The sequence below is a fragment of the Pseudarthrobacter enclensis genome (genome assembly GCF_001457025.1).
GTDB lineage: Bacteria > Actinomycetota > Actinomycetes > Actinomycetales > Micrococcaceae > Arthrobacter > Arthrobacter enclensis.
In genome coordinates this window covers 78,458-104,139 of the sequence record NZ_KQ758607.1, presented here as the reverse complement: position 1 = coordinate 104,139, position 25,682 = coordinate 78,458, and the positions used below count along the sequence as shown (strand labels likewise).

Sequence of the window (25,682 nt, the reverse complement as noted above, 5' to 3'; positions counted from 1 at the left end):
TATCCTGCTGCTATGGTCTCGCACCCTCTCATCCGAAAGTTCCAGGCCCATGGCTGATCCGGCGGCGTGGCAGTCCGGGCGGCTGCGCTTCTTCCGCCGCCAGTTCCATGAGTACCGGCTGCGGGACCGGGTGGCCATGAGCCAGATGCCGCTCTTCGTCACCACGCTGCTGACGGTGTTTTTGGTGTGGGCGTTCTTCCCCGGAACCATGGGCAACCCGCTCTTCGCCGGATTCGTCATCTCGCAGCTGGTCCTGATGGGGCTGTGTTACCTGGTCCCCTGGGAACGGCTTCCGTACACCAGTTTCCTGGTTATTCCGCTGCTGGATTTCGTGTCCATCGCCGTGGGCCGGGAAGGCGGCCAGGACAGCCTGACCGGCATCAGCCTGCTGGCGGTGTTCCCCGTGATCTGGCTGTGCGCCTCCGGTTACTACCCCAGGACGGCACTCTGGCTGTCCTTCCTGGCACCCCTGGCCATCATCTGGGTTCCCCTGCTGCTGAAGGGCAACGTCACCCCGCAGGACCTCACCCGGTCGCTGCTGCTGCCGGTAATGATGCTCGGCATCGGCGTGTCGGTCAGCGTACTCACCCTGAGCATGATGCGCCAGCAGCGTGAACTCGAAGAGAAGGACGCCCAGCTCCAGGCCAGCCTTGCCAGCAGCCGGCGGCAGGAGTCGCTGCTGAACACCGTCCTGGACACCGTGCACCTGGGCGTGCTGGCCGTCGATGCCGACGGCCACGACGTCCTGATGAACCGTAAACAGAAGGCCAACCACCTCCTGGCCAGCCCCAAGGACAACCCGGACCCCAATGAATCCCAGCTGCTGGTCTTCGGCCCGGACCGCAAAACCCTGGTGCCCGTGCAGGAACGCCCGGTGCGCCGCGCAGTGCTGGGCGAAACTTTCACGGACTACCTGGTCTGGCTGGGCGCCGGCACTGACCAGCGGGCCTTCGTCACCACAGCCCGGGCCATGAAGGATGCGGACGGCACGTTCGCAGGATCGGTGATCGCCTTCAGCGACGTCACGGACCTGGTGAACGCACTGGCCGCGAAGGACGACTTCGTTTCCAGCGTTTCGCACGAGTTCCGCACCCCGCTGACCTCGATCCTGGGCTACGTGGAAATCCTGCTCGCCGACGAGCCTGACGATTCCCAGCGGGACATGCTGGAGATCATCCGGCGGAACTCCGAACGGCTGCTCACCCTGGTCTCCGACCTGCTCGCCAGCCGCAACGGCCAGTTGATCGTCACCCCGCACACCGTGGACGTGGCCGAACTGGTGCGCGCCAGCGTTTCCTCCGCCATGCCCAAGGCCACCGCCGCAGGCGTGGTGCTGGAGGCCGAAACCCCGGACACGCTGGAGGCGCACGTGGACGGTGCCCGGATTTCGCAGGTGCTGGACAACCTGGTCTCCAACGCCATCAAGTACTCCCCCGACGGCGGCAACGTCCTGGTCCGCCTGGCACGCCAGGACGGACACCTTGAATGCCGGGTCACGGACACCGGCATGGGGATGACGCCGGAGGACAGCCGGGAAGTGTTCACCAAGTTTTTCCGGACCAGCAACGTGCGCCGGACAGCCATCCCCGGCGTGGGGCTGGGCCTGCCCATCAGCAAGGCCATCGTCGAGGCCCACGGAGGCACCATCGGCGTGGACAGCGAACTGGGGAAGGGAACAACCTTCACGTTCCGCGTACCGGTTTAGCAGGCGGACGCCTGCGGGAAACCTGCGGTTCCGGCAGGCTTAGGCACCGGAATGCTGCCGGACCACTTCGCCCCAGGACTGCCGTGCCAGCTCCCGGATGGACGCCAGGATCTCCGTCGGCGGCAGTGAGAGGTCCAGCGGAAACTCCACAATGTCGATGTCCGTGTTCATGATCCGGCGGAGTTTCATCTCACCGGAGCCTGCGTAGACCAGCCAGGCCGTGGGCACCGCCAGGGCGGTGCAGTGCGCCAGCATCTGGAAGTGGTCTGCGGTCAGGGAGGCGCCTGCGTCGGAGGCCGCCTTGTACTTGGCGTTGTAGGCCACCACGGGCCGGCCGCCCAGCATGTGCACCGCGTCCGGCCGGACGGTGAGGCGGTCACTGTCGCGCACCGCCTCACTGAGCAGGGCGTTGTACCGCAGCCGCAGCTCGCCCGGGTACGCCGCCATCGCCTCCCGCAGGGCGGTTCCCACGAAATCCTCAAACACCCGGGCCATGTCCACGACGAAGGAGGCCGTCTGCTGCCGGCCGGGCCCGGCCTCCGCGGACGCATTGCGCAGGATCAGCTCAGCGAGCCGCAGCACGGCGTGGTACCGCAGGTTCATCCGGGTGGGTTTCCACGGCGGCAGCGGGGCCCCGGACGGAAGGCGGGTGACGTCGTCGAGCTTTCCCTTGAGCAGGCGGAGCCGGCTCAGCACTTCCGGCCGGACCCGCGGGACCTGGCCCATTCGCTCCAGCGCCGCACGAAGGATCCGGTTCTCGGCGATGTCCTCCGTGAATTCGTCGTAGGAGACCTCCAGCGGAACCAGCATGCCCGGCCGGCGGGAGATCTGGTCCGATATCCGGATGCGGCCCTTGACGGTGCGGAGGGACTCGTCCACGGTCAGGTAGCCCTGCAGGACTCCCCTTCCCAGGGCCCGTTCAGCCAGCTGCGCCAGCGACTCGGCCAGGGCGCTCCATAGTTCGTGCTCCTCCTGCGCGGCCACCGTCCCCGGCCGGAAGCCCTGCTCCCCCGCGTAGCTGAGCAGGAACAGGAGCCGGCTGAGCCCCAGCCGGTCCTTGGGGCGCACGTCCAGCTGGACCGACCCGGTGCGCACGGAGCCCACCTTGCCCACGGGTTCGATCCGGTACAGGCCCATCCCCATGGGTGAGGCTTTGGCCAGGCCGCTGGAGTTCAGGAAGGACGCGCTGGCAGGGTCAAGGCGTTCCACGATGCCGCGGGACAGCTCGTCCAGGACCAGGTGCCGCAGGGCGCCGCCGGAATCAGCGGGGCGCAAGGCGTCCCAGCAGCTGGTCCAGGCCAAACCGTTCCTCCAGCTGGGCCCGGGTGAGCTGGCCGTGGTAGTGCTCTTCCAGCAGCGGCATGAGCTCGTACTTCCAGATCCGCCGCAGGCCCGCCGGGGTCTGGGCGGCAGGCTTCATGAAGTAGGACGGTCCGATCATGAGGTCGCGGTCCCACTCGTCGATGGCGCTGTTGAGGGCGTCCAGCAGCAGCGCCGGAGTGGTGTCCAGCTGGCGGGCCTGCAGGAAGCGCAGCAGCGAGCCTTTCACGGGTTCGGTCTGCGGGTGCAGTTCAATGAACGAGAAGCGGCGGCGGATGGCGGCATCCATCATGGCGATGGACCGGTCCGCGGTGTTCATGGTGCCGATGATGTACAGGTTGTCCGGCAGGGTGAACGGCTCGTTGGGGCTGTACTGCAGGTAGATCCGGTCGTCCCGGTACTCCAGCAGGAAGTACAGCTCGCCGAAGACCTTGGCCAGGTTGGCCCGGTTCATCTCGTCGATGATGAGGAAGTACGGCTTCTTTTCGTTCCCGGGCTTGGCGGCTTCCTCCGCCAGGCGCCGCAGGGGGCCGGCCACCAGTTTGAAGGACACCTGCCCTTCGTCCGTCTTGTCCGGCCGGTAGCCCTCGAAAAAGTCCTCGTAGGCGTAGGACGGGTGGAACTGGACCAGCTTGACCCGTTCATCGGTGGTGTCATCCGCCAGCTGGGCGGCAAGGTGCTTGGCCAGGTAGGTTTTGCCGGTGCCGGGAGGGCCGTACAGGACCAGCTGCCGGTTCTCCTCCAGCAGGTCCGCGATTTCCTGCAGGGGCGGCAGTTCCATGTGCAGGGAGGCCGCGAATTCCGGCGTCAGCGGGCTGAAGCCCTCCTGGGCGGGAGGCACGACGGCGGCACCGTCCGCGTCGCCGTCGGGTTCCGTTTCCGCTTCGGCCGGCAGGAGCGCCTGCAGCGCCTGCACCACCCGGGTCACGTCCACCACGAAGCCCGGCGTCGCCAGCTGGCGCTGCACGTGGCGGGGCAGGCTGGTGGTGGTGTGGCCCTCGTCAAACCAGCGCACCTTGCGGCGAAGGCGGCGGTTGTCGTCGTTGTACTCGGGTTCGCCCAGCACGCCGCCGAGCCGGACAGTGCCGGCGTGCTGGAACAGGACCAGGTCGCCGGGCTTCATTACGGTGAGGAAGGCAAAGACAGCGGTCTTGGTGTCTTCACGCTCCACGTAGCCGAGGTGCTTGTAGTCCTCGTCCACGGCGTGCTGGACCAGCCCGGCGGTAACACCGGGGTCCAGGAGGCGGAGGTGTTCGACGTCGAGCGTCACCTTCTCCTCGTCCCGCCAGGCGGTGAGGAGCTCGGCATTGTCGTGGTGGGTCCGGAGCAGCCAGGCCCGGCGCCCGGGGTCGCCCACCTTGCGCCACTGGCTGACCAGCTGCCGGGCGTACCAGTCGATGCGCTGGCCCGCCTGTTCGTCCAGGTGCAGCCGGATGCGGTGGATGTCCGCGGTGATGTCCTCTTCGGTGTCCCCCTTGGCGCCGCCCACCAGTGACGCGAACGCGTCCCTGATTTCCTGGCGCTCAACGTCAGCCACCACGGGTTCGAAATAGCTGGGCCATGCGAGGAACTCGATGCTGCGGCGGATGGCCGGCTGGTCGCCGGGCGTTGCTGCGGCCAGCCGATGGAACTTCAGCGGATCGCGAAGGGCAGCCGTGATGGCGGCCGGCGGCTGCTGGTCCACGTGCCGGACGAAGCGGCAGAGCCATGTGAGGTGGTCCCAGATGGTCCAGTTGAACTCCGCGGTGCGGTCCCTGATGACGCCGTGGTCCGTCATGCCCTGGTACAGCTCTTCGGGCAGCTCAAGGGGCGGTTCGAGCCAGGAGGCCGCCTCCGCGACGCGGGCGCGCTTGACCTTGAGCGACTTCACCTCGTGCGCCAGCGGCAGGGACTGCAGGAAGAGCAGTTCAGCGGCCAGCTGCTTCGCCTCGCGGGTGGCGCCCTCCAGGTTCTGCCGGAGGTTGGTCATCATGGGGGCCTTGGGGTCCGGGGTGCCGCGCTCCAGCCGGTCCAGGAGCTCGGCGGCAGCCTCGGAGGTCCAGGTCAGGGTCTTGCCGTCCAGCGCCGACGGCTTCCCCTGCAGGCCCGGTCCCAGCACGAACCATGCTGCATCCTCGATCTCCTTCGAGATGCCGAGGGCGCGGGTCATGGCAGCAGTGGAGGCGGGGGTCATGGGTTCAAATTTACAGGGTGAAGCTGGGCGCCTGCTCAAAGCGCCCCTGGCACCGTCCGCCGCGGACGCCCCGCCCGCCGCGCCTTACTTGAGCGGCGCGGCGTGCTTCCGGCCGAAGATGAAGTAGCCCATGGGGCCCACGAAGTTGATGAAGGACGCAGCGCGCCACGCCGCCTTGGGCCCGTTGATCAGCGCTGCGGGACGCCGGGAGATGTCCCGCTGGGCCGCGACCAGCAGCGATATCTGGACAATGGCCACCAGGATGGTTCCGGCTTTCGACGACGGCGACATCTCCTTCCAGGTCTTCTTCTTCCGGGCAACGCGGGTCTTGTTCTTGGCCATCTGGCTTCCTTTCGCTGGTGCTTGTTGTTCCAGTCCACTGGGCGGGGCGGGCTGCTGCCCAGAGGCTTAGTGCCTGTACGGCGCCATGCGTTCCTTCTGTTCCGGGGTCAGCCGCTGCACCCTGCCGGTGGCCTCGTCCACGAAGGCGAGGTGGCTGCTGGCGCGGACGCAGTCCTCACCGGTGACGGGGTCCTGGACCAGGTAATGGATATCGAAGCTGGCGCCTTTCACGGCGCCGATCCACACCTGCACCACGGCCGGGATGTTGCGGTACTCCAGCGTGCGGACATAGCGGATCTTGTGGTCCACCACCAGGGCCATGGTGCCGTCCGGTACATCGTTGAACAGCGAGACCTGCGGCTCGATGCCGGGCAGGCCGGCTCCCTTAGGTGGCCCGAAGGCGCCGATGCGGGCTTCCTCCAGCATGCGGACGATCTGCACGTTGTTGATGTGGCCGTAGGCGTCCATGTCGCCCCAGCGCATGGCCACGGGGACTTCGATCCGCTGCCCGCCGTGGCCCCTGTGCCCGCTCAGCTGCGCACCGCCGTCGAATCATCCACGGGCACTTCCCCAGCGTCCGCACCGGAGAACTGGGACATGTAGAGGCGGTGGTAGGCGCCGCCTGCCGCGAGCAGGGCCTTGTGGTTGCCCTGCTCCACGATCTTGCCGTTTTCCATGACCAGGATGGTATCGGCATCGCGGATGGTGGAGAGCCGGTGGGCGATCACGAAGCTGGTGCGGTCCGTCCGGAGCGCGGCCATGGCCTTCTGCACCAGCAGCTCGGTACGGGTGTCCACGGAGCTGGTGGCCTCGTCGAGGATCAGCAGCGACGGGTTGGCCACGAAAGCGCGGGCGATGGTGATCAACTGCTTTTCACCGGCGCTGACGTTGTTGCCTTCCTCGTCGATCACGGTGTTGTAGCCCTCGGGCAGTGCCCGGACAAAGCGGTCCACGAAGGTGGCCTTGGCCGCAGCCATGACCTGTTCCTCGGTGGCGTCCAGGTTACCGTAGCGGATGTTGTCGTAAATGGACCCGCCGAACAGCCACGCGTCCTGCAGCACCATGCCCACCTTGGAACGGAGTTCGGACCGGCTCAGGTGCGTAATGTCCACCCCGTCCAGGGTGATGGCGCCGGAGTTCAACTCGTAGAAACGCATCACCAGGTTGACCAGGGTGGTCTTGCCGGCGCCGGTGGGTCCCACGATGGCCACTGTGTTGCCCGGCTCTGCGGTGAAGGACAGGTCCTCGATCAGGTCCCGGTCCTCGGTGTAGCTGAAGGTGACGTTCCGGAACTCGACGTGCCCGTCGGTCCTCGCCGGCAGGTGCTCGGTGGCTGTTTCGGCGTCCTGTTCGTCGGCGTCGAGGAATTCGAAGACGCGTTCCGCGGAGGCCACGCCGGACTGGAGCATGTTGGCCATGCCTGCCATCTGGCCCAGGGGCTGCGTGAATTCCCGGGAGTACTGGATGAAGGCGGTGGCGTCACCCAGGGACATGGAACCGGAGGCCACGCGCAGGCCGCCCACCACAGCGATCCCCACATAGCTGAGGTAGGAGACGAACTGCATGACGGGGAAGATGATGCCGGACACGAACTGGGCGCCGAAGCTTGCCTTGTACAGGGCCTCGTTCCGCTCATCGAACCGTTCCAGCATGTCAGCGTCCCGGCCGAATACACGCACGAGGTCATGCCCGGAGAATGACTCTTCGATCTGGCCGTTAAGGGTGCCGGTGTTCTTCCACTGCGCGGCGAAGAGCTTCTGGCTCCTGACCCCGATGAGGCCGGCGGCCACGCCGGAGAGCGGAAGTGCGATCAGGGCGATCAGGGCCAGCTGCCAGGAGACGATGAACATCATGATCACGATGCCCACCACCGTCAGCAGTGAGTTAATCAGCTGCGCGAAGGCCTGCTGCAGCGCCTGCTGGATGTTGTCGACGTCGTTGGTCACCCTCGAAAGGACGTCGCCGCGCTGGCGGGTGTCGAAGTAGTTGAGCGGGAGCCGGTTCAGCTTCTTCTCGGTGTCGTCGCGGAGCTTGCGGATCACCTTCATCACGATGCGGTTCAGGATGTAGCCCTGCAGCCACAGGAAGATGTTGGCGACGAAGTACATCAGCAGGACCACCGAAATCAGTGTGGTCAGCTTGGCGAAGTCGATGCCGGTGCCGGGCACCAGTTCCATCCGCGACACCATGTCCGCGAAGTTGTCCTGGCCCTGTTGGCGCAGCCCTTCCACGAACTGGTCCTTGCTCACTCCGGCGGGCAGCTGCTTGCCCACCACGCCGCCGAAGATCACATCCATGGCCTGACCCAGGATCTTGGGGGCGATGACGTTGAGGACCACGGCGACCACCACCATGGCCACCACCACGGAAATGCCCAGCGACTCAGGCTTCAGCAGGCCCATGAGCCGTTTGGCCGACGGCCAGAAGTGCTGCGCCTTCTTCGCAGGCATGCCGCCGAACATGTCGCCGTCTGCCTCGGAGGGCGTGTACTCCTCCTCGTAGAAGTCGTCGTCCTCTGCGGCAGCCGGCTGCGCAGTAGCGGCTGGCTGTGCGGTGCTTGTCTGTGCAGTGCCCTCTTGCGCTAGGGCGGTGTCCAGTGCGGTGTCCTCCGGTATCGACCCGTTAACCGCCGGGTCCTTCCTGCGGGGGCTCATGCCATTTCCTCCACGCTCAACTGGGATTCGACGATTTCCTGGTAGGTAGGTGAGGTCTCCAGGAGTTCCTCATGCGTTCCACGGTCCACGATCCGGCCGTTGTCCAGGACCAGGATCTGGTCCGCTTCAGTGATGGTGGAGACGCGCTGCGCCACGATGATGACAGTGGCGTCAACGGTGGTGTCCTTCAGCGCGGCCCTGAGCCGGGAGTCGGTGGCGACGTCCAGCGCCGAAAAAGAGTCATCGAACAGGTAGACCCGCGGCCTGGTGACCAGGGCCCGGGCAATGCAGAGCCGCTGCCGCTGGCCGCCGGAGACATTGGTGCCTCCCTGTGAAATCCGCGCTGCGAGGCCTTTGTTCTTGTCCCGCACGAAGTCTTCCCCCTGGGCCACCCGGAGCGCGTCCCACAACTCCTGGTCCGTGGCCTCGGTCTTGCCGAACCGCAGGTTGTGCTCGATGGTGCCGGAGAACAGGTAGGGCCGCTGCGGCACCAGGGCTACACGTTTGGTGATCTCGTCCCGGTCCAGCTTGTTCACGGGGACGCCGTCCAGCAGGACCTCCCCCTCCGCGGGGTCGTAAAGCCGCGGCAGCAGGGACAGCAGGCTGGTCTTGCCGGCGCCGGTGGAGCCGATGATGGCAATCGTCTGCCCCGGGCGGGCCGTAAAGCTGATGTTGCTCAGGACCGGAGATTCGGCCCCCGGGTAGGCGAACGTGACATTCCTGTACTCCACCACGCCGCTGAGCTGCGTGGGCGCCACGGGGTGTTCGGGATCGTGGATGGAGGGCTCGACGCCGAGCACCTCGCCGATGCGGTCCGCGCACACGGAGGCGCGCGGAATCATCATGGCCATGAAGGTGCCCATCATGACGGCCACGAGGATCTGCAGCAGGTACTGCAGGAAAGCGGTCAGCGCGCCGACCTGCATGTCACCGGAGTCCACCCGTTGCCCGCCGAACCAGAGCACCGCAGCCGTGGAGAGGTGCAGGATCATGCTGATGGCGGGGAACATCAAGACGAACAGGGCGCCGATCTTCAGCGATACGTCCGTGAGCTCCTTGTTGGCCGCGCCGAACCGGTCCGTTTCGTAAGGTTCGCGGACGAAGGCGCGCACCACCCTGATGCCGATGATCTGCTCGCGGAGCACGGCGTTGATGCGGTCGATCTTCTTCTGCATGGACCGGAACAGCGGCATCAGCCGGACCACCAGGTACCCCACCACGACGGTCAGCAACGGCACCGAGACCCACACCAGCCAGGAAAGGTTGAGGTCCTCCCGCAGAGCCATGATGATGCCGCCGATGCACATGATGGGCGTGGCCACCATGAAGTTCAGGCCCATCAGCATCAGCATCTGCACCTGCTGGACATCGTTGGTGCCACGGGTGATCAGCGTCGGGGCGCCGAAGGCGATGACGTCCTTGGCGGAGAAGCTGGTGACTTTCCGGAACACCGCCCGGCGCAGGTCGCGGCCCAGGGCCATGGCCGTTTTGGACCCGAAGTAGACACCCGCGATGGCGGTGGCCACCTGGGCGAAGGCCACGAGCAGCATCACTGCGCCGGTGCGCCAGATGAAGTCGGTGTCCCCTTTGGCCACACCCTCATCGATGATCTGGGCGTTCAGGCTCGGCAGGTACAGGGCCGCGATGGTTGACGCGAGCTGGAAGACGATGACGGCTGTGATGTAGGCGGAATACGGTTTGGAGTAGCGCCGTATGAGGGTGAGGAGCATGGTCTCAACTCTAGTGTTGCCCACTGACATTGGAGTCCCGTTTATTCCACCTTTTCGATGCTGTTCACGGTGGGGCCGGAAACCGCTCCCCCGCCCGGGCCCCAGGCAGTAGCGGAAGGGCCTGCACGGGAAAGGCCGCCGTCCGCGCCGGAGAACTTCCGGTGCGGCCGGCGGCCTTGAGGAGCCCGTGTTCGCAGCCCGCCCTGCCGGGTTACTGCGCGGGCGTTGGCCCGTCGGAGCCTGAGGCGGGATTTGCGGCGCTGTGCTTGCCGCGTCCTGCAAGGTACAGTGCCGCAGCGGCCTGAAGCTTGCGCTCCTTCATCAGCTTGCGCTGGACCCTGCGCAGTTCCGCCGCCGTGGCTTCCTGCCGGGCAGCAAGCTCGCGCTGGGACTTCAGCTGTTCCTGGATGTCCAGGACCAGGCCGCCCAGCTCGGCCTGCTGCCGTGCCAGCAGGTGCTGCGTGTCCTGCAGCTTCCTGAGGGTGTCGGCGGCGTTGGCAACCGCGGCAGCCGCCTTGTCGGCCGCGTCGGCGGACCGCAGGTCCAGGTCCTCGGAACGGAACGAACGGGCAAAGGCCTCCTCGAAGTCGTCCGTGGCCACGGCGCCGGACGCCCGGGCCGCAGCCGCCGCGCCGCCGTCGTACCTCTTCGCCACGGAACCGCCGGTCCCCGGCGTGCCCGGAATTCCCGTGCCGTGCTGGCCGCCCGGCCCGGAAACGGCGGCGTGGTGGCCGGCGCTTTCGGCGCCGGACGGGACCACGGGCAGCTGGCCGGTCATGGCCGTCATTCCCGCTTCCCCTGCGGCATTCGCCTGCAGCGACGATTCGGGGGTGATGTCCACGGTCTTGCGCAGCGGGACTTCCTTGATGAAGATCACGGCGATGAGTGCCACGGCGCTCACGACAGCGGAGATCATGAAGATCCCGGCGGTCGCATCACCGTACGCTGCACGCATGACGTCGGCAATCGGCGCAGGGAGGTCCTTGAGGTCCAGCGTTGCGCCGCTGTCGCCGGAGGCCTGGATGCCCAGCTTGGTCAGCCCGTCGGTGGCCAGGTCCTTGACGTGGTTGGCCATGACAGCGCCCAGGACGGACACGCCGATGGCGCCGCCGACGGAGCGGAAGAAAGCCACGGAGGCGCTGGCGGAGCCGATGTCCGTGGCACGGACGGTGTTCTGGACGGCGAGGACCAGGTTCTGCATAAGCATGCCCAGGCCGATGCCGAAGATGCCCGTGTAGAGGCCGGTCAGCCACAGCTCGGTGGTGTGGTCCATGGTGCCGGCGAGCGCCAGGCCGCCGATCAGCAGAATGGTGCCGCCGATCAGGAACCTCTTCCATTTGCCGTAGCGGCTGATCAGCTGGCCGGAAACCACCGAGCCGATCAGGTTGCCGGCGATCATGGGCAGGGTCAGCAGGCCGGCTTCGGTGGGCGTGGCGCCGCGGGCCACCTGGTAGTACTGGCCCAGGAAGGTGGAGGAACCGAACATGGCAACGCCCACGGCCACCGAAGCCACGATGGCCAGCGCGGTGGTGCGCTCGGAGATGATCTTCAGCGGGATGATGGGCTGGGACACCCTGGATTCGACCAGCACCAGCAGGGCGAGCAACAGGACGCCGCCGCCTACCATGAGGGCTGACTGCCAGGACCACCAGTCGTAGTAGTCGGCCTTGCCGGCGAAGGAGACCCAGATCAGGAGCAGGCTGACGCCGCTGGTCAGCAGGATGGCGCCGAACCAATCGATCTTGGCCGGGCGCTTGATGTGCGGGACCTTGAGGGTGACCTGGAGCAGGATGAGGGCTACGACGGCGAGCGGGACGCAGACGAAGAAGGTCCAGCGCCAGCCCAGGGAGCTGTCCACGATGAATCCGCCCAGCAGCGGGCCGCCGGCGGTGCCGACAGCCATCACGGCGCCCATGTAACCGGAGTACTTGCCGCGTTCACGCGGCGGGATGATGGAGCCGATGATGGCCTGTGCGAGGGCGGTGAGGCCGCCCATGGCGATGCCCTGGATGACGCGTGCGGTCAGCAGGAACGGGATGTTTTCCGAGAACCCGGCCATCACCGAGCCGGCCACGAAGATCACGATGCTGAGCTGGACCAGCACCTTCTTGTCGAAAAGGTCGGCGAGCTTGCCCCAGATGGGGGTGGTGGCCGCGTTGGCCAGCAGGGCCGCGGTGATCACCCAGGCGAAGTCCGTCTGGGTGCCCTTGAGTTCGGACATGATGGTGGGCAGCGCATTGGCCACGATGGTGCTGCTGAGGATCGCGGTGAAGAAGGCAGCGAGCAGGCCGGTCAGGGCCTCCATGATCTGCCGGTGGTTCATGGGCGCGCCGGGTTCGTGGCGCTTGGATTGCCGTGACTCCTTGTGCGGGGCGCGTTCGCGGTGGCGCTCCTGCTCCAGGTCCGCGGCGGCGGTGACGTTAGCCATTAAGGGACTCCTGCGTGGTCTGGTGTTCGGTGGTTCCGGCCGCCCTTGCCCGGATGGAATTCTTCAGTGATGCGGTCAGCTTGCCCAGCATCGCCGCTGTTGCGATGGCGTCCTCCTCGTTCCAGTCGGAGAGGTAGCCCTGCAGCGTCTCGGCCCGGTGGCGGACCAGCTCGGCGAGCTTGGCCTTGCCTTTGGGTGAGAGCGCCAGCAGCTGGGCCCGTCCGTCGTCCGGGTCCGGGGTCCTGACCACCAGGCCGGCGTCGGCCAGTTCCGCCACGTGCCGGCTGAGCACCGGCGGGCTGACCCCGAGGCGTTCTGCCAGGTGGGCTGCCCGGGTTTCCCCTTCGCCGATGAACTTGAGCACGCCCTGGAGGGCGATGCCGGTGTCCTGGCCCTTGACGTTGATGGTGGTGACGCAGCGCAGTGCGCGCTGGAGGTCAAAGATATGGCCGACGAGGTCGGCAGCGGTGGCCGGTGCGACTGACATGACCCTCCCTGAAGAATTAGTTGCTGCAAGCAACTGTATCAGGAAAAGGTTGCTTAGGGAAACGAACTGTAGCGCCGCCGTCGTCCGCCTTAAACGCCAAAGGCTCCCGCACCTCCGCCGGAGCGGAAGTGCGGGAGCCTCTGGGGGCCCTCAGCTGTCCAGGTGCGTGGGCGCAAACATCTTCAGGAGCGTTTCAACCACGACGACGTTCGGCCCGTCCGCGGCGAAGCCCGCCTTGAGCGCGTCCCCCACACCTTCCGGGGAAACCCGGGTGGCCGGCACGCCGAAGGCCTCGGCGAGCTTGACGAAATCGGGACGCGCAAGCTCGGTGGCGGTGGCTTTGCCGAAGGCGCCCACCATGTATTCGCGGAGGATGCCGTACCCGCCGTCATCCACGATCAGCCAGGTGACCGGGAAGTTGTGCTGCTTGGCGGTGGCCAGCTCCGATATCGAGTACATGGACGAGCCGTCACCGGAGACGGCCAGCACCCGGCCGGGCCTGCCCAGGGTTTCCAGGCCCACGGCGGCGCCGATCGCGGCCGGGAAACCGTACCCCAGGCCGCCGGCACCCTGGGCTGAATGGAACTGCCCTTCGCGGGAGTCCCAGCAGGACCAGCCCCAGTAGGCGGCGATGGTCATGTCCCAGAAGGTCTGCATGTCAGCGGGCACCGCCTCGCGGATATCCGCCATGAACCTCAGCTCCTTGGCGAGGTCCTGGGACTCCAGCCTGGCCTTCACCTTGGCGAGGGACTCCTTCACCAGGTCTTCGGGGGTGGAACCGTGCCAGTCAGGTGTGGCGGTCCGGCCGGGGTCAAGCGCCTCATCCAGCGCGGCGAGCGCCTGCCCGGCGTCGGCCCGGATGCCCAGTCCGGGCCGGTTCGACTCGAGGACGCGGGGTTCGGCGTCGATCTGGATGATCCGGCCGCGGGGTTCGAACGTGAAGTAGTTGGACGTGACTTCACCGAGTGACGAGCCGATGACCACCAGCACGTCCGCGTCCTCGAGGACGTCGGTCATGTACCGGTCCTCGATCCAGGACTGCAGCGACAGCTCATGGTTCCAGGGGAACGCCCCGTTGCCGCCCGGGGTGCAAATGACGGGCGCACGGAGTTTCCCGGCAAGGGACAGCAGCGATTTTTCCGCCTTGCCGCGGCGGGTGCCGCCGCCGGCGATGATCGCCGGACGCCTGGCCTCCTGCAGCCATTTCACCGCTTCACGGACCAGCTCCACCCGCGGCGGGTTGTCCGCTGCCTCGGCGAGAGCATCCTCGACCGGCGGGACCATGATGGGGTCCAGCAGGACGTTCTGCGGGATTTCGATCCACACCGGCCCCTGGGGCGAAGAGATCGCCTCGGTCCAGGCATCCTGGATGGCCGAAGGGATGCCGGAGGCGTGCTGGATCAGCCGCTGGCTCTTGGTGACGTTGGCCGCTGAGGCCTTCTGGTCATCGAGCTGGTGGAGCATGCCCTTGCGGCGCGCCCCCAGGCCTTCCAGCGGAATCTGGCTTGCCACCACCACCATGGGAACACCGGTGGCGTAGGCCTCCTGCAGCCCGGCCAGGGAGGTCAGCGCCCCGGGCCCGGTGGAAAGGAACAGGACCCCCACCTCACCGGTGGCCCGGGAGTAGCCATCCGCGGCGAAGGCTGAGTTGTTCTCCACCCGGGAGGAGACGAACTGAAGGTTGCCGCGGCCCATCGCGTCGAAAAGTCCCAGCGCATGCTGGCCGGGGATGCCGAACACGGTCTTGGCGCCCAGCGCTTCGAGGGTTTCGACGACGAGGTCCCCGCCGTTGCGTTCGCCGGTCCCCTTGTTCGGGGCCGCCGTCCCTGGATCGACGTCGATCACGCCGCTACTCCTTGCCGGCCACGGCGAAGCCGGCGGGGCGGCGCACTTCCTGGCCGAGCGCCTGCGCGGCGTAGCCCGTGGCGGCGCCGAACCGGTCCCCCGGCAGGGCGTTGTCCGCCATCAGGGTCACCAGTTCGTAGGCAACGTGGCTGCCGGCCACGCCGGTGATCTCCGCGTGGTCGTAGGCCGGGGCCACTTCCACGACGTCGGCGCCCACCAGGTTCATGCCGCGGAAGCCGCGGATGATCTCCAGCAGTTCGCGGCTGGTGATGCCGCCGGCTTCCGGGGTGCCGGTGCCGGGTGCGTGGGCGGGGTCGAGGACGTCGATGTCCACCGAGATGTAGAGCGGGCGGTTGCCGATCCGGTCGCGGACCTTGGCCACGGTTTCCAGGACGCCCTGGTAGTAGACGTCGGCGGAGGTGACGATGCCGAACCCGAAGCGGTGGTCGTCGTCGAGGTCCTTTTTGCCGTAGAGCGGACCGCGGGTGCCGATGTGGCTGATGGCCTCGGTGTCCAGGATGCCTTCCTCGACGGCCCGGCGGAACGGGGTGCCGTGCGTGTACTCGGCGCCGAAATAGGTGTCCCAGGTGTCCAGGTGGGCGTCAAAGTGCAGCATCGCGATGGGCCCGCCGGCGCGCTCGGCCGCGGCGCGAAGCAGCGGCAGGGCGATGGTGTGGTCACCGCCGAGGGTCACCAGCTTGCTGCCCCCGGCGGTGAGGTCCAGGGCGTTCTGCTGGATGGTCTCAATGGCTTCGTTGATGTTGAACGGGTTCACGGCCATGTCGCCGGCGTCGGCCACCTGGATGTTCTCGAACGGGCTGACATCCCAGGCCGGGTTGTACGGGCGGAGCAGGCGGCTGGCCTCGCGGACATGGTTGGCGCCAAAGCGCGCTCCCGGGCGGTAGGACACGCCGGAGTCGAAGGGGACGCCCACCAGGGTCACGTCGGCTTTGGCCACCTGGTCCAGCCGCGGGAGGCGGGCGAAGGTGGCGGCACCCGCGTAGCGCGGGATGCGGGACGAGTCGATGGGGCCGAGGTTGCCGTTGGCTTCGATGCGCAGCTCTTCCATGCGGAACTCCTTTGAAGAGTGAAGTCTGATGTGACAGCCATCATACACCTCAGTTTTCCAATGCGCACCAAGTGTTTACCTATGCGCTTTTCGCGGGTGCGCGGGTGTCACACAGGACAGGTTTTAGAGCAGCCGCAGTGAAGTGCTGCCCGCATTCTCAAGGGTTGGCGTCGGGGTAACCGGCCAAAGTGTGCTCAGCGTGACGCCGGTCCGGAACGGAACTGCGGGCAGGACGGCACGCCGGTTTACCGGCTGGCGGCAGGGACGAGGACCCAGAGCACCTCAACGGGCTTGTCCGTCGGGTTGACCCAGGTGTGCGGCTCGCGGCCGGGGAAGGTGACGGTGTCCCCCGTGCTGAGGTCGAATTCCTCGTTGGTGAGGATCAGTGTGATGCTGCCCTTGATCACATGCAGCACGTCAACATCGCAGTCCACGGCGTAGAGCTCGGATTCGCCGCGGCCATGCGGCTCGATGACGGCCTGGATGATCTGGATCCGCCGCTCCGACCGGGCCGTCAGGAGCCGCTCCACGATCCCCTGGCCGCCCAGGGAGATCCTGGGCCCGTCATTGCGCTTGGTCAGGTGGGTTTCCGGGGCGGCGAAGAGGTCGCCAATGGAGATCGAGAGCACCTGGCAGAGGGTGACCAGCGAGGCCACCGAGGGGGACGTGAGATCCCGCTCCACCCTGCTGAGGAAGCCTTTGGTCAGCCCCGTGGCATCGGCCACCTGCTCGATGGTAAGACGCTGGGACTGCCGCGCCGCCCGGATCCGGGAGCCGATGGCCACCGGAACATTGCTGGGCTCTACTGGCAGTGCCTTCATCTACGACCCTTTCATCGCCGGCAGCCCGGCCCCGCTCTGGAGCAATACTAATGGCCGCCACCTTCTGTGACGCCTCCATGGCGCGCGGCCCCGGGACCGCGTCACGTCCTTGACTGTTACCGCAGTCACAGCCTAATGTTTGGAAACACCTGTTGCCTATCAGGCAATTATCGGGAGTTTCTTCCCGGCCTTCCACCTTCCGCGCCGCAGCCCGGACCCCCGCCGGAATGCGCTGCCGCCAATACGCTCCAAGGAACCAACATGGATGCAAGTGTCATCAATATCGCCATAGTGGTGGTGTACCTCGTCGCAATGCTCGCGTTCGGCTGGTGGGGCAAGACCCGCACCCGGAACAACAGCGACTTCCTGGTGGCCGGCCGCCGCCTGGGACCCTTCCTCTACACCGGGACCATGGCCGCCGTCGTGCTCGGCGGCGCCTCCACCGTCGGCGGCGTGGGCCTGGGCTATAAGTTCGGCATCTCCGGAATGTGGCTGGTGGTGGCCATCGGCGCCGGCGTGCTGCTGCTCAGCCTGCTCTTCGCCGGAACCATCCAGAAGCTGAAGATCTACACGGTGTCCCAGATGCTGTCGCTGCGCTACGGCAGCCAGGCCACGCGGGCTTCCGGCATCGTCATGCTGGCGTACACGCTGATGCTCTGCGCCACCTCCACCGGCGCGTACGCCACCATTTTCGTGGTGCTGTTTGGCTGGGAGCGCTGGCTGGCCATCGCCGTGGGCGGCGCGATCGTCCTGGTCTACTCAACGATCGGCGGCATGTGGTCCATCACCCTGGCCGACCAGGTCCAGTTCGTCATCAAGACCGTGGGCATCTTCATCCTCATGCTGCCCTTTACGCTCAACGCCGCAGGCGGCCTGGACGGCATCCGCAGCCGGGTGGAGGCCAGCTTCTTCCAGCTCGACGGCATCGGCATCCAGACCATCATCACGTTCTTCGTGGTCTACACGCTGGGCCTGCTGATCGGCCAGGACATCTGGCAGCGCGTGTTCACCGCCAAGACTCCCACGGTTGCCCGCTGGGGCGGGGCCACCGCCGGTGTCTACTGCATCCTCTACGGCGCTGCCGGCGCGCTGATCGGCCTCGGCGCCCGCGTGGCACTGCCTGACATTGACGTTGCCACCGAGGGCAAGGACGTCGTGTACGCCGAAGTGGCCCAGAACCTGCTGCCCATCGGCATCGGCGGACTGGTCCTGGCGGCGGCCGTCGCGGCCATGATGTCCACGGCGTCCGGCGCCCTCATCGCCGCGGCCACGGTGGCCCGCGCCGACGTCCTGCCGTTCGTTGCCGGCTGGTTCGGAAAGACCATCAATACCGATGACTCCGACAACCCCGAGCACGACGTCAAGGCCAACCGCCTGTGGGTCCTCGGGCTGGGCCTGGCGGTCATCCTGATCGCCATCGTCACCAACGACGTCGTCGCGGCGCTCACCATTGCCTACGACATCCTGGTGGGCGGCCTCCTGGTGGCGATCCTGGGCGGCCTGGTCTGGAAGCGCGGCACCGGAGCTGCTGCAGCGGCCTCCATGGCTGTCGGTTCCGTCGTCACGCTGGGCACCATGATCTTCCTGGAAATCAATGCCTCCGAACCGCTGGCGGGCATCCTCGCCAACGAACCGATCTACTACGGCCTGCTCTCCTCGGCTGTGGTGTACGTGGTGGTCTCGCTGATGACGCGGCCCACCGATCCGCAGGTCATGCGGAACTGGCAGCGGCGCGTCGCCGGCGAGGCCGCACCGGAGGAGCCGGCGGAGCGGGTTCCCGCCAACTGATTCCGGCCACAGGCAACGCACGACGGCGGCGCCTCCTTTCGCATTAAGCGCAAGGAGGCGCCGCCGTCGTCCGTCCTGCCCGCCGGGCGCGCTTAGTCGCCGTCGCGGACCTCGTCCGGATCCAGCGGGACCACCCGGTCCTCGGCGTCCACGACAACGGGAGCCGGCTGGACCACAGGCTCCTCCTCGTCGAGGAATTCGTCCTCCGTGTCCCAGTCGTCCGCGGCGACCGGTGCGTCCTCCGCGTAGTCGTAGGCGGGGTCCGCCTCCACGGCGTCCAGGTGCGGCATGTCCGGGTGCTGTCCGGTGGTGCCCATAATCCAACCTCCGTGTCTTGGCCTGGCGTGCTCTTCCACTGGGGGCGCTGGCTGCGCCACACTTCATCACAACACCGCAGCACACGGGGGTCAAGGGTCCGCTGAACGCCCCGGCAACGTCTGCCGGGACAGGCGGAATTGAGGCATACCGAAACCCGCAAGCGAGGAATACCGGCCGAAAAACCGCGGAATTTCGCAGTAGGCTGGGCTCTGCAAAGGGGCACCACACCACGCCCACCAGCCCAGGAGTCTTCGTGTCGCAGCACGCCCAATCCGTTCCGAACCGTCCCGCCCAGGAGTCCGCCCCGGTGCCGAATCCCGGCCCAGAAGGCCACCATCCCGCCCCCTCCCCCGCCGACATCAAGCGGTGGCGCCAGTACCTGGCCGATGAACGCGCCGAGGCCGCCGTCTACCGCGACCTGGCCCAGAACCGTGGCGGCGAGGAGCGCGACATCCTCCTGGCCTTGGCCGAAGCCGAGGGCCGCCACGAAGCCCACTGGCTCGCCCTCCTCGGCGACCACGCCGGCAAGCCCCGCCCCGCGTCGGTCCGCAGCCGGATGCTCGGCTTCCTGGCCCGGCATTTCGGGTCGGTGTTCGTGCTGGCCCTGGCCCAGCGGGCGGAGGGCCGCTCCCCCTATGCCAAGGACCCGAACGCCACCGACGCCATGGCGGCGGACGAACAGATCCACGAGGAAGTCGTCCGGGGCCTGGCCACCCGTGGCCGCAACCGCCTGGCCGGCACGTTCCGGGCCGCTGTCTTCGGCGCCAACGATGGCCTGGTCAGCAATCTTTCGCTGGTCATGGGCATGGCGGCTTCCGGCGTGGCCAGCAGCGTGGTCCTGCTCAGCGGCATCGCCGGGCTCCTTGCCGGGGCCATGTCCATGGGTGCCGGCGAGTTCATCTCCGTGCGGTCCCAGCGCGAACTGCTGGCAGCCACCCGCCCCACCCAGGTCACCCTGGCCGCGGCGCCGAAGCTGGACCTGGAACACAACGAACTGCTACTGGTCTACCTGGCCCGGGGCATGTCTCATGAAGCGGCGGAGCACCGGGTGGCTGAGCGCATGGGGCTGCTGTCCTGCGACTGCGATCCCAGCCTGTCCCTCCAGCCCGAACTGCCGGATGATGAGGACCAGCACGAAGCGGTGGGCACCGCCTGGGGTGCGGCACTGTCCAGCTTCTGCTTCTTCGCCTCCGGCGCCATCATTCCCATCCTGCCGTTCCTGTTCGGCCTGACCGGCGTGACCGCGCTGGTGGTGGCCGGCGTGCTGGTGGGCGTTGCCCTGCTGGCCACCGGCGGCACCGTGGGGCTGCTGTCCGGCACCTCCCCGCTGACCCGGGGCCTGCGCCAGCTGGGCATCGGACTGGGCGCCGCCGCCGTCACCTATGTGCTGGGGCTCCTCTTCGGCACAGTGGTGGGATAGCGGCGGCCCCTGCAGTGAGCACCCCTTGATGGAGGACGTCCCGCCCCGCCACGCCGGGACGCGCCCGCACCGCAGGCGCGGTGCGGGCTACCGGTCCCTGCTTGTATTGGCGCTCGGGACAGCGGCCATGCTGCTCGCCGTGGGCGATCCGCGCTTCAGCACGCTCTTTGACGGCCGGGAGCAGGAACGGGGCCCGGAGCAGTCCCGGCAGCAACCGGATGCAGGCCGGGAGGACCCCCGCCCCGCGCAGGCCGGCGGGTCCACCGCCGGTACGGACACTCCCCCTCCGGGCGTCGGGGAGGAAGCTGCACCGCTTGGCGCACCGGACGTCCCCGCAGTGGGCAGCGATTCCTACCGCTTCCTGGCGGTGAACGGCGACGGCACTCCGGTGGGCTACTCCCCCTGCCGTCCCCTCCACTACGTGGTCAACGGCCAGTTGGCCCCGGCAGGATCGGACCGCCTGGTGTCGGAGGCCATCGGCATCATTTCCGCTGCCACCGGCATCACCTTCGTTGACGACGGGCCCACGGGCGAGCAGCCCTCCGCGCAGCGCGCCGCCTACCAGCCGGAGGCCTACGGCGAGCGCTGGGCGCCGCTGCTGATCGCCTGGACCACCCCTGAAGCGTCCCCCGAACTGGCGGGCAAGGTGATCGGCACCGGCGGGAGCACCCACTTCAGTTTCGACGGCGGGCCCAAGACCTTCGTCACGGGCAGCCTGGACCTGGATGCTCCGCAGATCGCCGACGAACTCCAGCGCCCAGACGGGGAGCGGTACGCCGCGGCGGTCATCCTGCACGAGCTGGGCCACGTGATGGGGCTGGACCACGTTGATGATCCGGCACAGCTGATGTACCCGGAGATCGGCGCGTCCGTGGGTCCCTCCGGCGCCCTGTCAGCCGGAGACCTCAACGGGCTCTATGAGCTGAGCAAGGCGCAGTGCCGCAAGGACCTCTGACGGGACAGCGGCAAAGGACGCTTCACGGCCGCAGCGCAGCGGCGGCCTGCTCTTCCGTGTCCACCAGGAAGATCCGGCCTTCCATCGCCCGCCCGGCGGCCAGCTGTTCCAGCAGCGGCCACGCCGGATAGTCCTGCGTCCAGTACCGCGTTCCCACCAGGACCATGGGCGTGACTTTCTCCCGGGCGCCGTAATAGTTCTCGCAGGCGTCCTGGAAGATCTCCTGTACTGTTCCCGCGGCCCCGGGCAGGAAGATGATGCCGCCCTGGCACAAGTCCAGGAGGACGGCTTCGCGGATGGAGTTCGCAAAGTATTTGGCGATGTGGGTGGCGAAGTAGTTGGGCGGCTCGTGCCCGTAGAACCAGGTGGGGATTCCCAGCGACGGTGTTCCATCGGAAAAGCGTTCGACGACGGCGGCCGCGGCGCGTGCCCACGCGGACACCGAGGGGCGGAAGCCGGGGACGGCGGACAGGAGGCCGAGCGCCTCGTCCAGCCCGCCGTCGTCGGCCCGGCCCAGGTAGGCGCCGAGGTTCGCGGCCTCCATGGCGCCCGGGCCGCCGCCGGTGGCAACGATGTGGCCGTCGCGGACCAGCAGCTTGCCGAGCCGCGCGGCGCCGGCGTAGTCACGGCTCCCGCGTTGCGCGGCGTGGCCGCCCATGACGCCCACGATGTGCTTTCCGGACCAGGGGCCCGTGCGCAGCAGTTCATCCAGGGCATCGCCAATCGCGTGGTCGTGCAGCGATGAGGCCAGCGTGGCGTCCACCCGGTGCTCACGGCCGGGCTGGATGCTCCAGTGGTAGATCCGCGCGTCCGGCAGGTCCTCGTAAGGGGCGCCGGCCAGGCCCGCGTAAAGTTCGGCGGGCGTATAGAGAGCTGAACGGTAGGGGTTGAACGGAACGCCCTGGAGCCGGGGAAAGATCAGGGCTCCCCTGCGGCGGAGGCTGGCCTCCATCCCGTCGTCGAAGGTGCAGCCGAGGAACATGGCACCCGCCACGTCCAGGCGGGTGAGGGCCGCCGAGCGTCCCCGGAGGTCGAGGGACTGGGCATGCCAGCCGTGCGCGTTGACGGCGCCGGCCGCCACCAGGTGGTCGAAGCTGGCGAGGTCCTGCACTTCGAGGCTGCGCGGTGTGGGTCCCAGTTTGCCGGACGGGCTCATGGCCCCAGCCTAGGCCAGCACACACGGGAGCGGGGCCGGACCAACCCCGTCCGGCGTGGTGCCGTCAAGGTGGTCCGGCCCCGCGGGCCGGCTGTTTGTGCGGAAGAGGCTGTTTAGGCGGAAATCTTCGCCGGCACTTCCCCGTCCCGGAAGTGCGCCTCGAGGTCCTCGAGCGAGTGCCCCTTGGTTTCCGGGACGAACTTGATGACGAAGGCCAGGGAGCCGAGGTTGACCAGGACGAACAGGCCGAAGGTGCCGGTGGAGCCGAGGGCATTGACCACGATGGGGAACAGGAAGGAGATGGCGGCGTTCACGGTCCACAGGGCGAAGACTGCGATGCCCATGGCGAAGCCGCGGATGGCCAGCGGGAACATTTCCGAGAGCAGGAGCCAGACGCAGGTGCCGATGAAGCACTGGACGAAGGCCACGAACAGCATCATGGCGGCCAGGATGATGTAGCTGGCAAGGTCCGACTGCGGGAGCAGGAACACGACGGCCAGCAGGGCTTGGGAACCCACCACACCGGAGAAGCCGATCACCAGCATGCGGCGGCGGCCCACGAAACCCAGCAGCCAGATGCCCAGGATGGTCATCAGGACGGAGGTGACGCCCACGCCGATGGTGGCCACGAGCGAGGCGCTGACACCGAGTCCGCTCTTTTCCAGGATGGTGGGTGCGTAGTAGTTCACGGTGTTGATGCCGGTGGCCTGCTGGACGGTGGCCAGGCCGATGCCGATCCACAGCAGACGGCGCATCCAGGGGTTGTTCTTCAGGTCGCGCAGGGCGTGGTTGCGTTCTGCCTTGGCGGTGCTGGCCGTCCGGGCGATTTCCTCGAACTCGGTGGCGGCCTGTTCCGGGGTGCGGCTCATGGACAGCACGCGGCGGCTTTCCTCGAGCCGGCCGCGGATGGCGTACCAGCGCGGTGATTCGGGGAGCATCAGCATGCCGGCGAGCAGTGCCAGGGCCGGCAGGGACGCGATGCCCAGCATGGTGCGCCACACTTCGGTGTCGTGGATCAGGGCGTCCAGCAGGGCGTTGATGGCGAAGGCGAGCATCTGCCCGGTGACGATCATGAGTTCGTTGATGGTTACCATGCGTCCGCGGAGGTGGGCGGGCGCCATCTCCGCGAGGTACAGCGGGCAGGTGACTGCCGCGGCACCAACGCCGAGTCCCAGCAGGATGCGGGCGGCGATCATGAAGGGGACGTTGGGCGCGATCGCGCAACCAATGGCGCCGAGCAGGAACAGCAGCGCGCAGACCAGCAGGGATCTGCGCCGGCCGAGCTTGTCCGCCATGCGTCCGCCGGTCAGGGCGCCGACGGCGGCACCGGGGAAGAGCAGCGCGCTCACCACGGTGGCTTCCTCGACGGCGGTCATGTTCAGGGAGTCGTTCATGTACAGCAGCGCGCCGGAGATCACGCCGGTGTCATAGCCGAACAGGAGGCCGCCCAGGGTGGAGATGACGGTGAGCCGGGCCAGGTATCCGCGGCGGGTGGACCCCGGGGCACTCAGGGAAGGTTTCTGCAACAGCATTGTTGCCTCTCAGATTCTCTTGGGACCGAAATGGTCAGGAATGTGATGCGTGCCACTAGATTAGAGCGCTCTAACAACACCCGTCAAGAGAAAGTCTTAATGTCAGCACAATTTAATTTGGTCGGATCCCTGGAACTGCCGGGAGGCGCCCTTGACCGCGCAACCACGCCTGCTACGATCGGAACCGTAGAGTATGTCCTATCAAGCGAACATATGGCGGCAAAGCGGCTGCGCCTGACCTGGCGGATCCGGGCGCCGCGACCGAGAACAGGAACACACCGTGGCGAACAACCTGGGCCTTAGCATCGACCGCTCTTCCCCCGTGCCGCTGTACCACCAGGTGGTCCAGGGCATCGAGGCGGCCATCTACAGCGGAGTGCTGGAACCGGGCAGCCGCCTGGACAATGAGATCGATCTCGCCGCCCAGTTGAACCTTTCCCGGCCCACCATGCGCAAGGCCATGGACGAACTGGTCCGTTCCGGGCTGCTGGTCCGCAAGCGGGGCGTGGGAACCCAGGTGGTGTCCAGCCAGGTCCGCCGGCCGCTGGAACTGTCCAGCCTTTATGATGACCTCACCAACAACGGCAAAAAGCCCACCACGGAGGTGCTCAGCTTCTCCCATGTGGAAGCGGACGACGCCACCCTGACGGCACTGCAGCTGCCGGCCGGGTCCAAGGTCTACCACTTCACCCGGCTCCGCAAGGTGGGGGGAAAGCCGCTGGCCCTGATGGAGAACTGGGTCCGTGACGACATCGCAGCCATGGACGAGGCGATGCTGGCGGCGGAGGGGCTTTATTCGATCCTCCGCCGCGGCGGAGTCAACTTCCGGCTCGCCACCCAGCGGATCGGGGCCATGACCGCCAACGAGTACCAGGCCTCCAAACTGGACACCGCCGAAGGCTCGGCACTGGTCACCATGGAACGAACCGCCGTCGATGACACCGGACGGCATATCGAAACCGGACACCACGTGTACCGGGCCGATTCCTACAGCTTTGAAATGACACTTGTACAGCGCTGACCGCAAGGAGCAAACTGCATGGCCAACTGGGTCTACCCCCTGGGCACCGCCGCCGATGGCACCTGGGACGTTTCCCTGGGAACATCCGATTCCACACTCACCGTTGACGGGTGGGCACACACCGGACTGAAGGTGGCCACCCTGGCCGCGGGCGCCGCCGTCGAACTTTCCTCCGCGGACGAAGAACGCATCGTGGTACCGCTCAACGGGTCCTTCACGGTGACCGTCGACGGCACTGACTACCCCCTGGCAGGGCGCGCTTCGGTGTTCGACGGCCCCAGCGACGTCCTCTACTCGGGCACCGGCCGCGCCGTGCGGATCACCTCGGCCGACGGTGGCCGCGTTGCCGTGGCGACGGCACCCGCCAAAGCCTCGTACCCCACCCGCCTGGTCCCTGCCGCGGACACCCCCGTGGAACTGCGCGGCGCGGGCAACTGCTCCCGGCAGGTCCACAACTTCGGCACCCCTGCGGCGCTGGAAGCGGACCGGTTCATTGTCTGCGAGGTCCTGACCCCGGCCGGGAACTGGTCCTCCTACCCGCCGCACAAGCATGACGAGGAAAAGGACGGGGAAACGCACCTCGAGGAGATCTACTACTTCGAGACCCGGGTGGCCCACGGTTCCGGCGCCCCCGCCGACGCGGATGCCATAGGCTACCAGCGGGTTTACGCCTCCGATGAACGGCCCATCGACGTCTCCGCGGAAGTCCGCACCGGCGACGTCGTCCTGGTCCCCTACGGCTGGCACGGTCCGGCGATGGCTGCCCCCGGCTATGACCTGTACTACCTCAACGTCATGGCGGGCCCGGGCCCGGTCCGGGAATGGCTGATCAGCGACGACCCGCACCACGGCTGGGTCCGGCAGACTTGGGACAGCCAGAACATCGACCCGCGGCTGCCGTTCGGGGCCTGACGCAGG

20 protein-coding genes are annotated in these 25,682 nt (G+C 67.4%); 6 read left to right on the top strand and 14 right to left on the bottom strand.

The window, feature by feature from the left end; genetic code table 11:
• Positions 1–49: 49 nt before the first annotated feature.
• Positions 50–1,705 carry a sensor histidine kinase gene (locus tag AS031_RS17755; protein ID WP_058269491.1) on the top strand — a complete coding sequence of 552 codons (1,656 nt, stop codon included), beginning with the start codon at positions 50–52 and terminating at the stop codon, positions 1,703–1,705.
• Positions 1,706–1,744: 39 nt separating this feature from the next.
• Here AS031_RS17755 and AS031_RS17750 read toward each other — a convergent pair whose 3' ends face one another.
• From AS031_RS17750 to AS031_RS17700, 11 genes are all read right to left on the bottom strand, one after another.
• A complete protein-coding gene (locus tag AS031_RS17750; RefSeq protein ID WP_058269555.1) occupies positions 1,745–2,938 on the bottom strand; it encodes a 5-methylcytosine restriction system specificity protein McrC in 1,194 nt (397 codons plus the stop codon).
• A gap of 28 nt (positions 2,939–2,966) precedes the next feature.
• Positions 2,967–5,198 (bottom strand): McrB family protein, encoded by a 2,232-nt coding sequence (locus AS031_RS17745; protein WP_058269490.1) that lies wholly within the window; start codon positions 5,196–5,198, stop codon positions 2,967–2,969.
• Positions 5,199–5,282: 84 nt separating this feature from the next.
• On the bottom strand, positions 5,283–5,540 hold the full coding sequence (locus tag AS031_RS17740) for a PLDc N-terminal domain-containing protein (RefSeq protein WP_058269489.1): 258 nt from the start codon (positions 5,538–5,540) through the stop codon (positions 5,283–5,285).
• 66 nt (positions 5,541–5,606) lie between these two features.
• Positions 5,607–6,023 (bottom strand): acyl-CoA thioesterase, encoded by a 417-nt coding sequence (locus tag AS031_RS17735; protein ID WP_058269554.1) that lies wholly within the window; start codon positions 6,021–6,023, stop codon positions 5,607–5,609.
• A gap of 47 nt (positions 6,024–6,070) precedes the next feature.
• Positions 6,071–8,194 (bottom strand): ABC transporter ATP-binding protein, encoded by a 2,124-nt coding sequence (locus AS031_RS17730; protein WP_371325996.1) that lies wholly within the window; start codon positions 8,192–8,194, stop codon positions 6,071–6,073.
• A complete protein-coding gene (locus AS031_RS17725; RefSeq protein ID WP_058269488.1) occupies positions 8,191–9,924 on the bottom strand; it encodes an ABC transporter ATP-binding protein in 1,734 nt (577 codons plus the stop codon). Before AS031_RS17725 ends, AS031_RS17730 begins: the two co-directional genes overlap by 4 nt.
• 211 nt (positions 9,925–10,135) lie before the next feature.
• Entirely contained in the window at positions 10,136–12,352 is a 2,217-nt protein-coding gene (locus AS031_RS17720) for an MDR family MFS transporter (RefSeq protein ID WP_058269487.1), read from the bottom strand.
• Positions 12,345–12,839, bottom strand: a complete 495-nt coding sequence (locus AS031_RS17715) for a MarR family winged helix-turn-helix transcriptional regulator (RefSeq protein WP_058269486.1) — start codon at positions 12,837–12,839, stop codon at positions 12,345–12,347. The genes AS031_RS17720 and AS031_RS17715 overlap by 8 nt, the downstream gene beginning before the upstream one ends.
• 150 nt (positions 12,840–12,989) lie before the next feature.
• Entirely contained in the window at positions 12,990–14,684 is a 1,695-nt protein-coding gene (locus AS031_RS17710) for a thiamine pyrophosphate-binding protein (protein ID WP_058269485.1), read from the bottom strand.
• Between the two features lie 4 nt (positions 14,685–14,688).
• Positions 14,689–15,753 carry an agmatinase gene (gene speB / locus AS031_RS17705; RefSeq protein WP_058269484.1) on the bottom strand — a complete coding sequence of 355 codons (1,065 nt, stop codon included), beginning with the start codon at positions 15,751–15,753 and terminating at the stop codon, positions 14,689–14,691.
• Between the two features lie 245 nt (positions 15,754–15,998).
• The gene (locus AS031_RS17700) at positions 15,999–16,574 is read right to left on the bottom strand and encodes a helix-turn-helix domain-containing protein (protein ID WP_058269483.1); all 576 of its coding nucleotides are present in this window, start codon (positions 16,572–16,574) and stop codon (positions 15,999–16,001) included.
• Between the two features lie 261 nt (positions 16,575–16,835).
• Here AS031_RS17700 and AS031_RS17695 point away from each other — a divergent pair, with 261 nt between their 5' ends.
• The gene (locus AS031_RS17695; RefSeq protein ID WP_058269482.1) at positions 16,836–18,362 is read left to right on the top strand and encodes a sodium:solute symporter family protein; all 1,527 of its coding nucleotides are present in this window, start codon (positions 16,836–16,838) and stop codon (positions 18,360–18,362) included.
• A 92-nt stretch (positions 18,363–18,454) separates the two neighbouring features.
• Here the strand turns inward: AS031_RS17695 and AS031_RS17690 are convergent, their stop codons facing one another.
• Positions 18,455–18,679 carry a hypothetical protein gene (locus tag AS031_RS17690; protein ID WP_058269481.1) on the bottom strand — a complete coding sequence of 75 codons (225 nt, stop codon included), beginning with the start codon at positions 18,677–18,679 and terminating at the stop codon, positions 18,455–18,457.
• Between the two features lie 254 nt (positions 18,680–18,933).
• Between AS031_RS17690 and AS031_RS17685 the strand changes: the two genes are divergently transcribed.
• The gene (locus AS031_RS17685; protein ID WP_058269480.1) at positions 18,934–20,100 is read left to right on the top strand and encodes a VIT1/CCC1 transporter family protein; all 1,167 of its coding nucleotides are present in this window, start codon (positions 18,934–18,936) and stop codon (positions 20,098–20,100) included.
• Positions 20,101–20,128: 28 nt separating this feature from the next.
• Complete coding sequence (locus AS031_RS17680) at positions 20,129–21,055, top strand: matrixin family metalloprotease (protein ID WP_058269479.1); 927 nt, start codon at positions 20,129–20,131, stop codon at positions 21,053–21,055.
• 22 nt (positions 21,056–21,077) lie between these two features.
• On the opposite strand, the gene AS031_RS17675 is transcribed toward AS031_RS17680, so the two are convergent.
• The gene (locus tag AS031_RS17675) at positions 21,078–22,211 is read right to left on the bottom strand and encodes an LOG family protein (RefSeq protein WP_058269478.1); all 1,134 of its coding nucleotides are present in this window, start codon (positions 22,209–22,211) and stop codon (positions 21,078–21,080) included.
• Between the two features lie 113 nt (positions 22,212–22,324).
• Entirely contained in the window at positions 22,325–23,743 is a 1,419-nt protein-coding gene (locus AS031_RS17670; protein ID WP_058269477.1) for a sugar porter family MFS transporter, read from the bottom strand.
• 280 nt (positions 23,744–24,023) lie between these two features.
• Between AS031_RS17670 and AS031_RS17665 the strand changes: the two genes are divergently transcribed.
• Together AS031_RS17665 and iolB are read left to right on the top strand one after the other, a co-directional pair.
• Positions 24,024–24,764: a GntR family transcriptional regulator gene (locus AS031_RS17665; RefSeq protein WP_058269476.1), complete on the top strand. Its 741-nt coding sequence runs from the start codon at positions 24,024–24,026 to the stop codon at positions 24,762–24,764.
• 18 nt (positions 24,765–24,782) lie between these two features.
• Positions 24,783–25,676, top strand: coding sequence for a 5-deoxy-glucuronate isomerase (iolB, locus tag AS031_RS17660; RefSeq protein WP_058269475.1), 894 nt, complete (start codon positions 24,783–24,785; stop codon positions 25,674–25,676).
• The last annotated feature ends 6 nt before the right edge of the window (positions 25,677–25,682 follow it).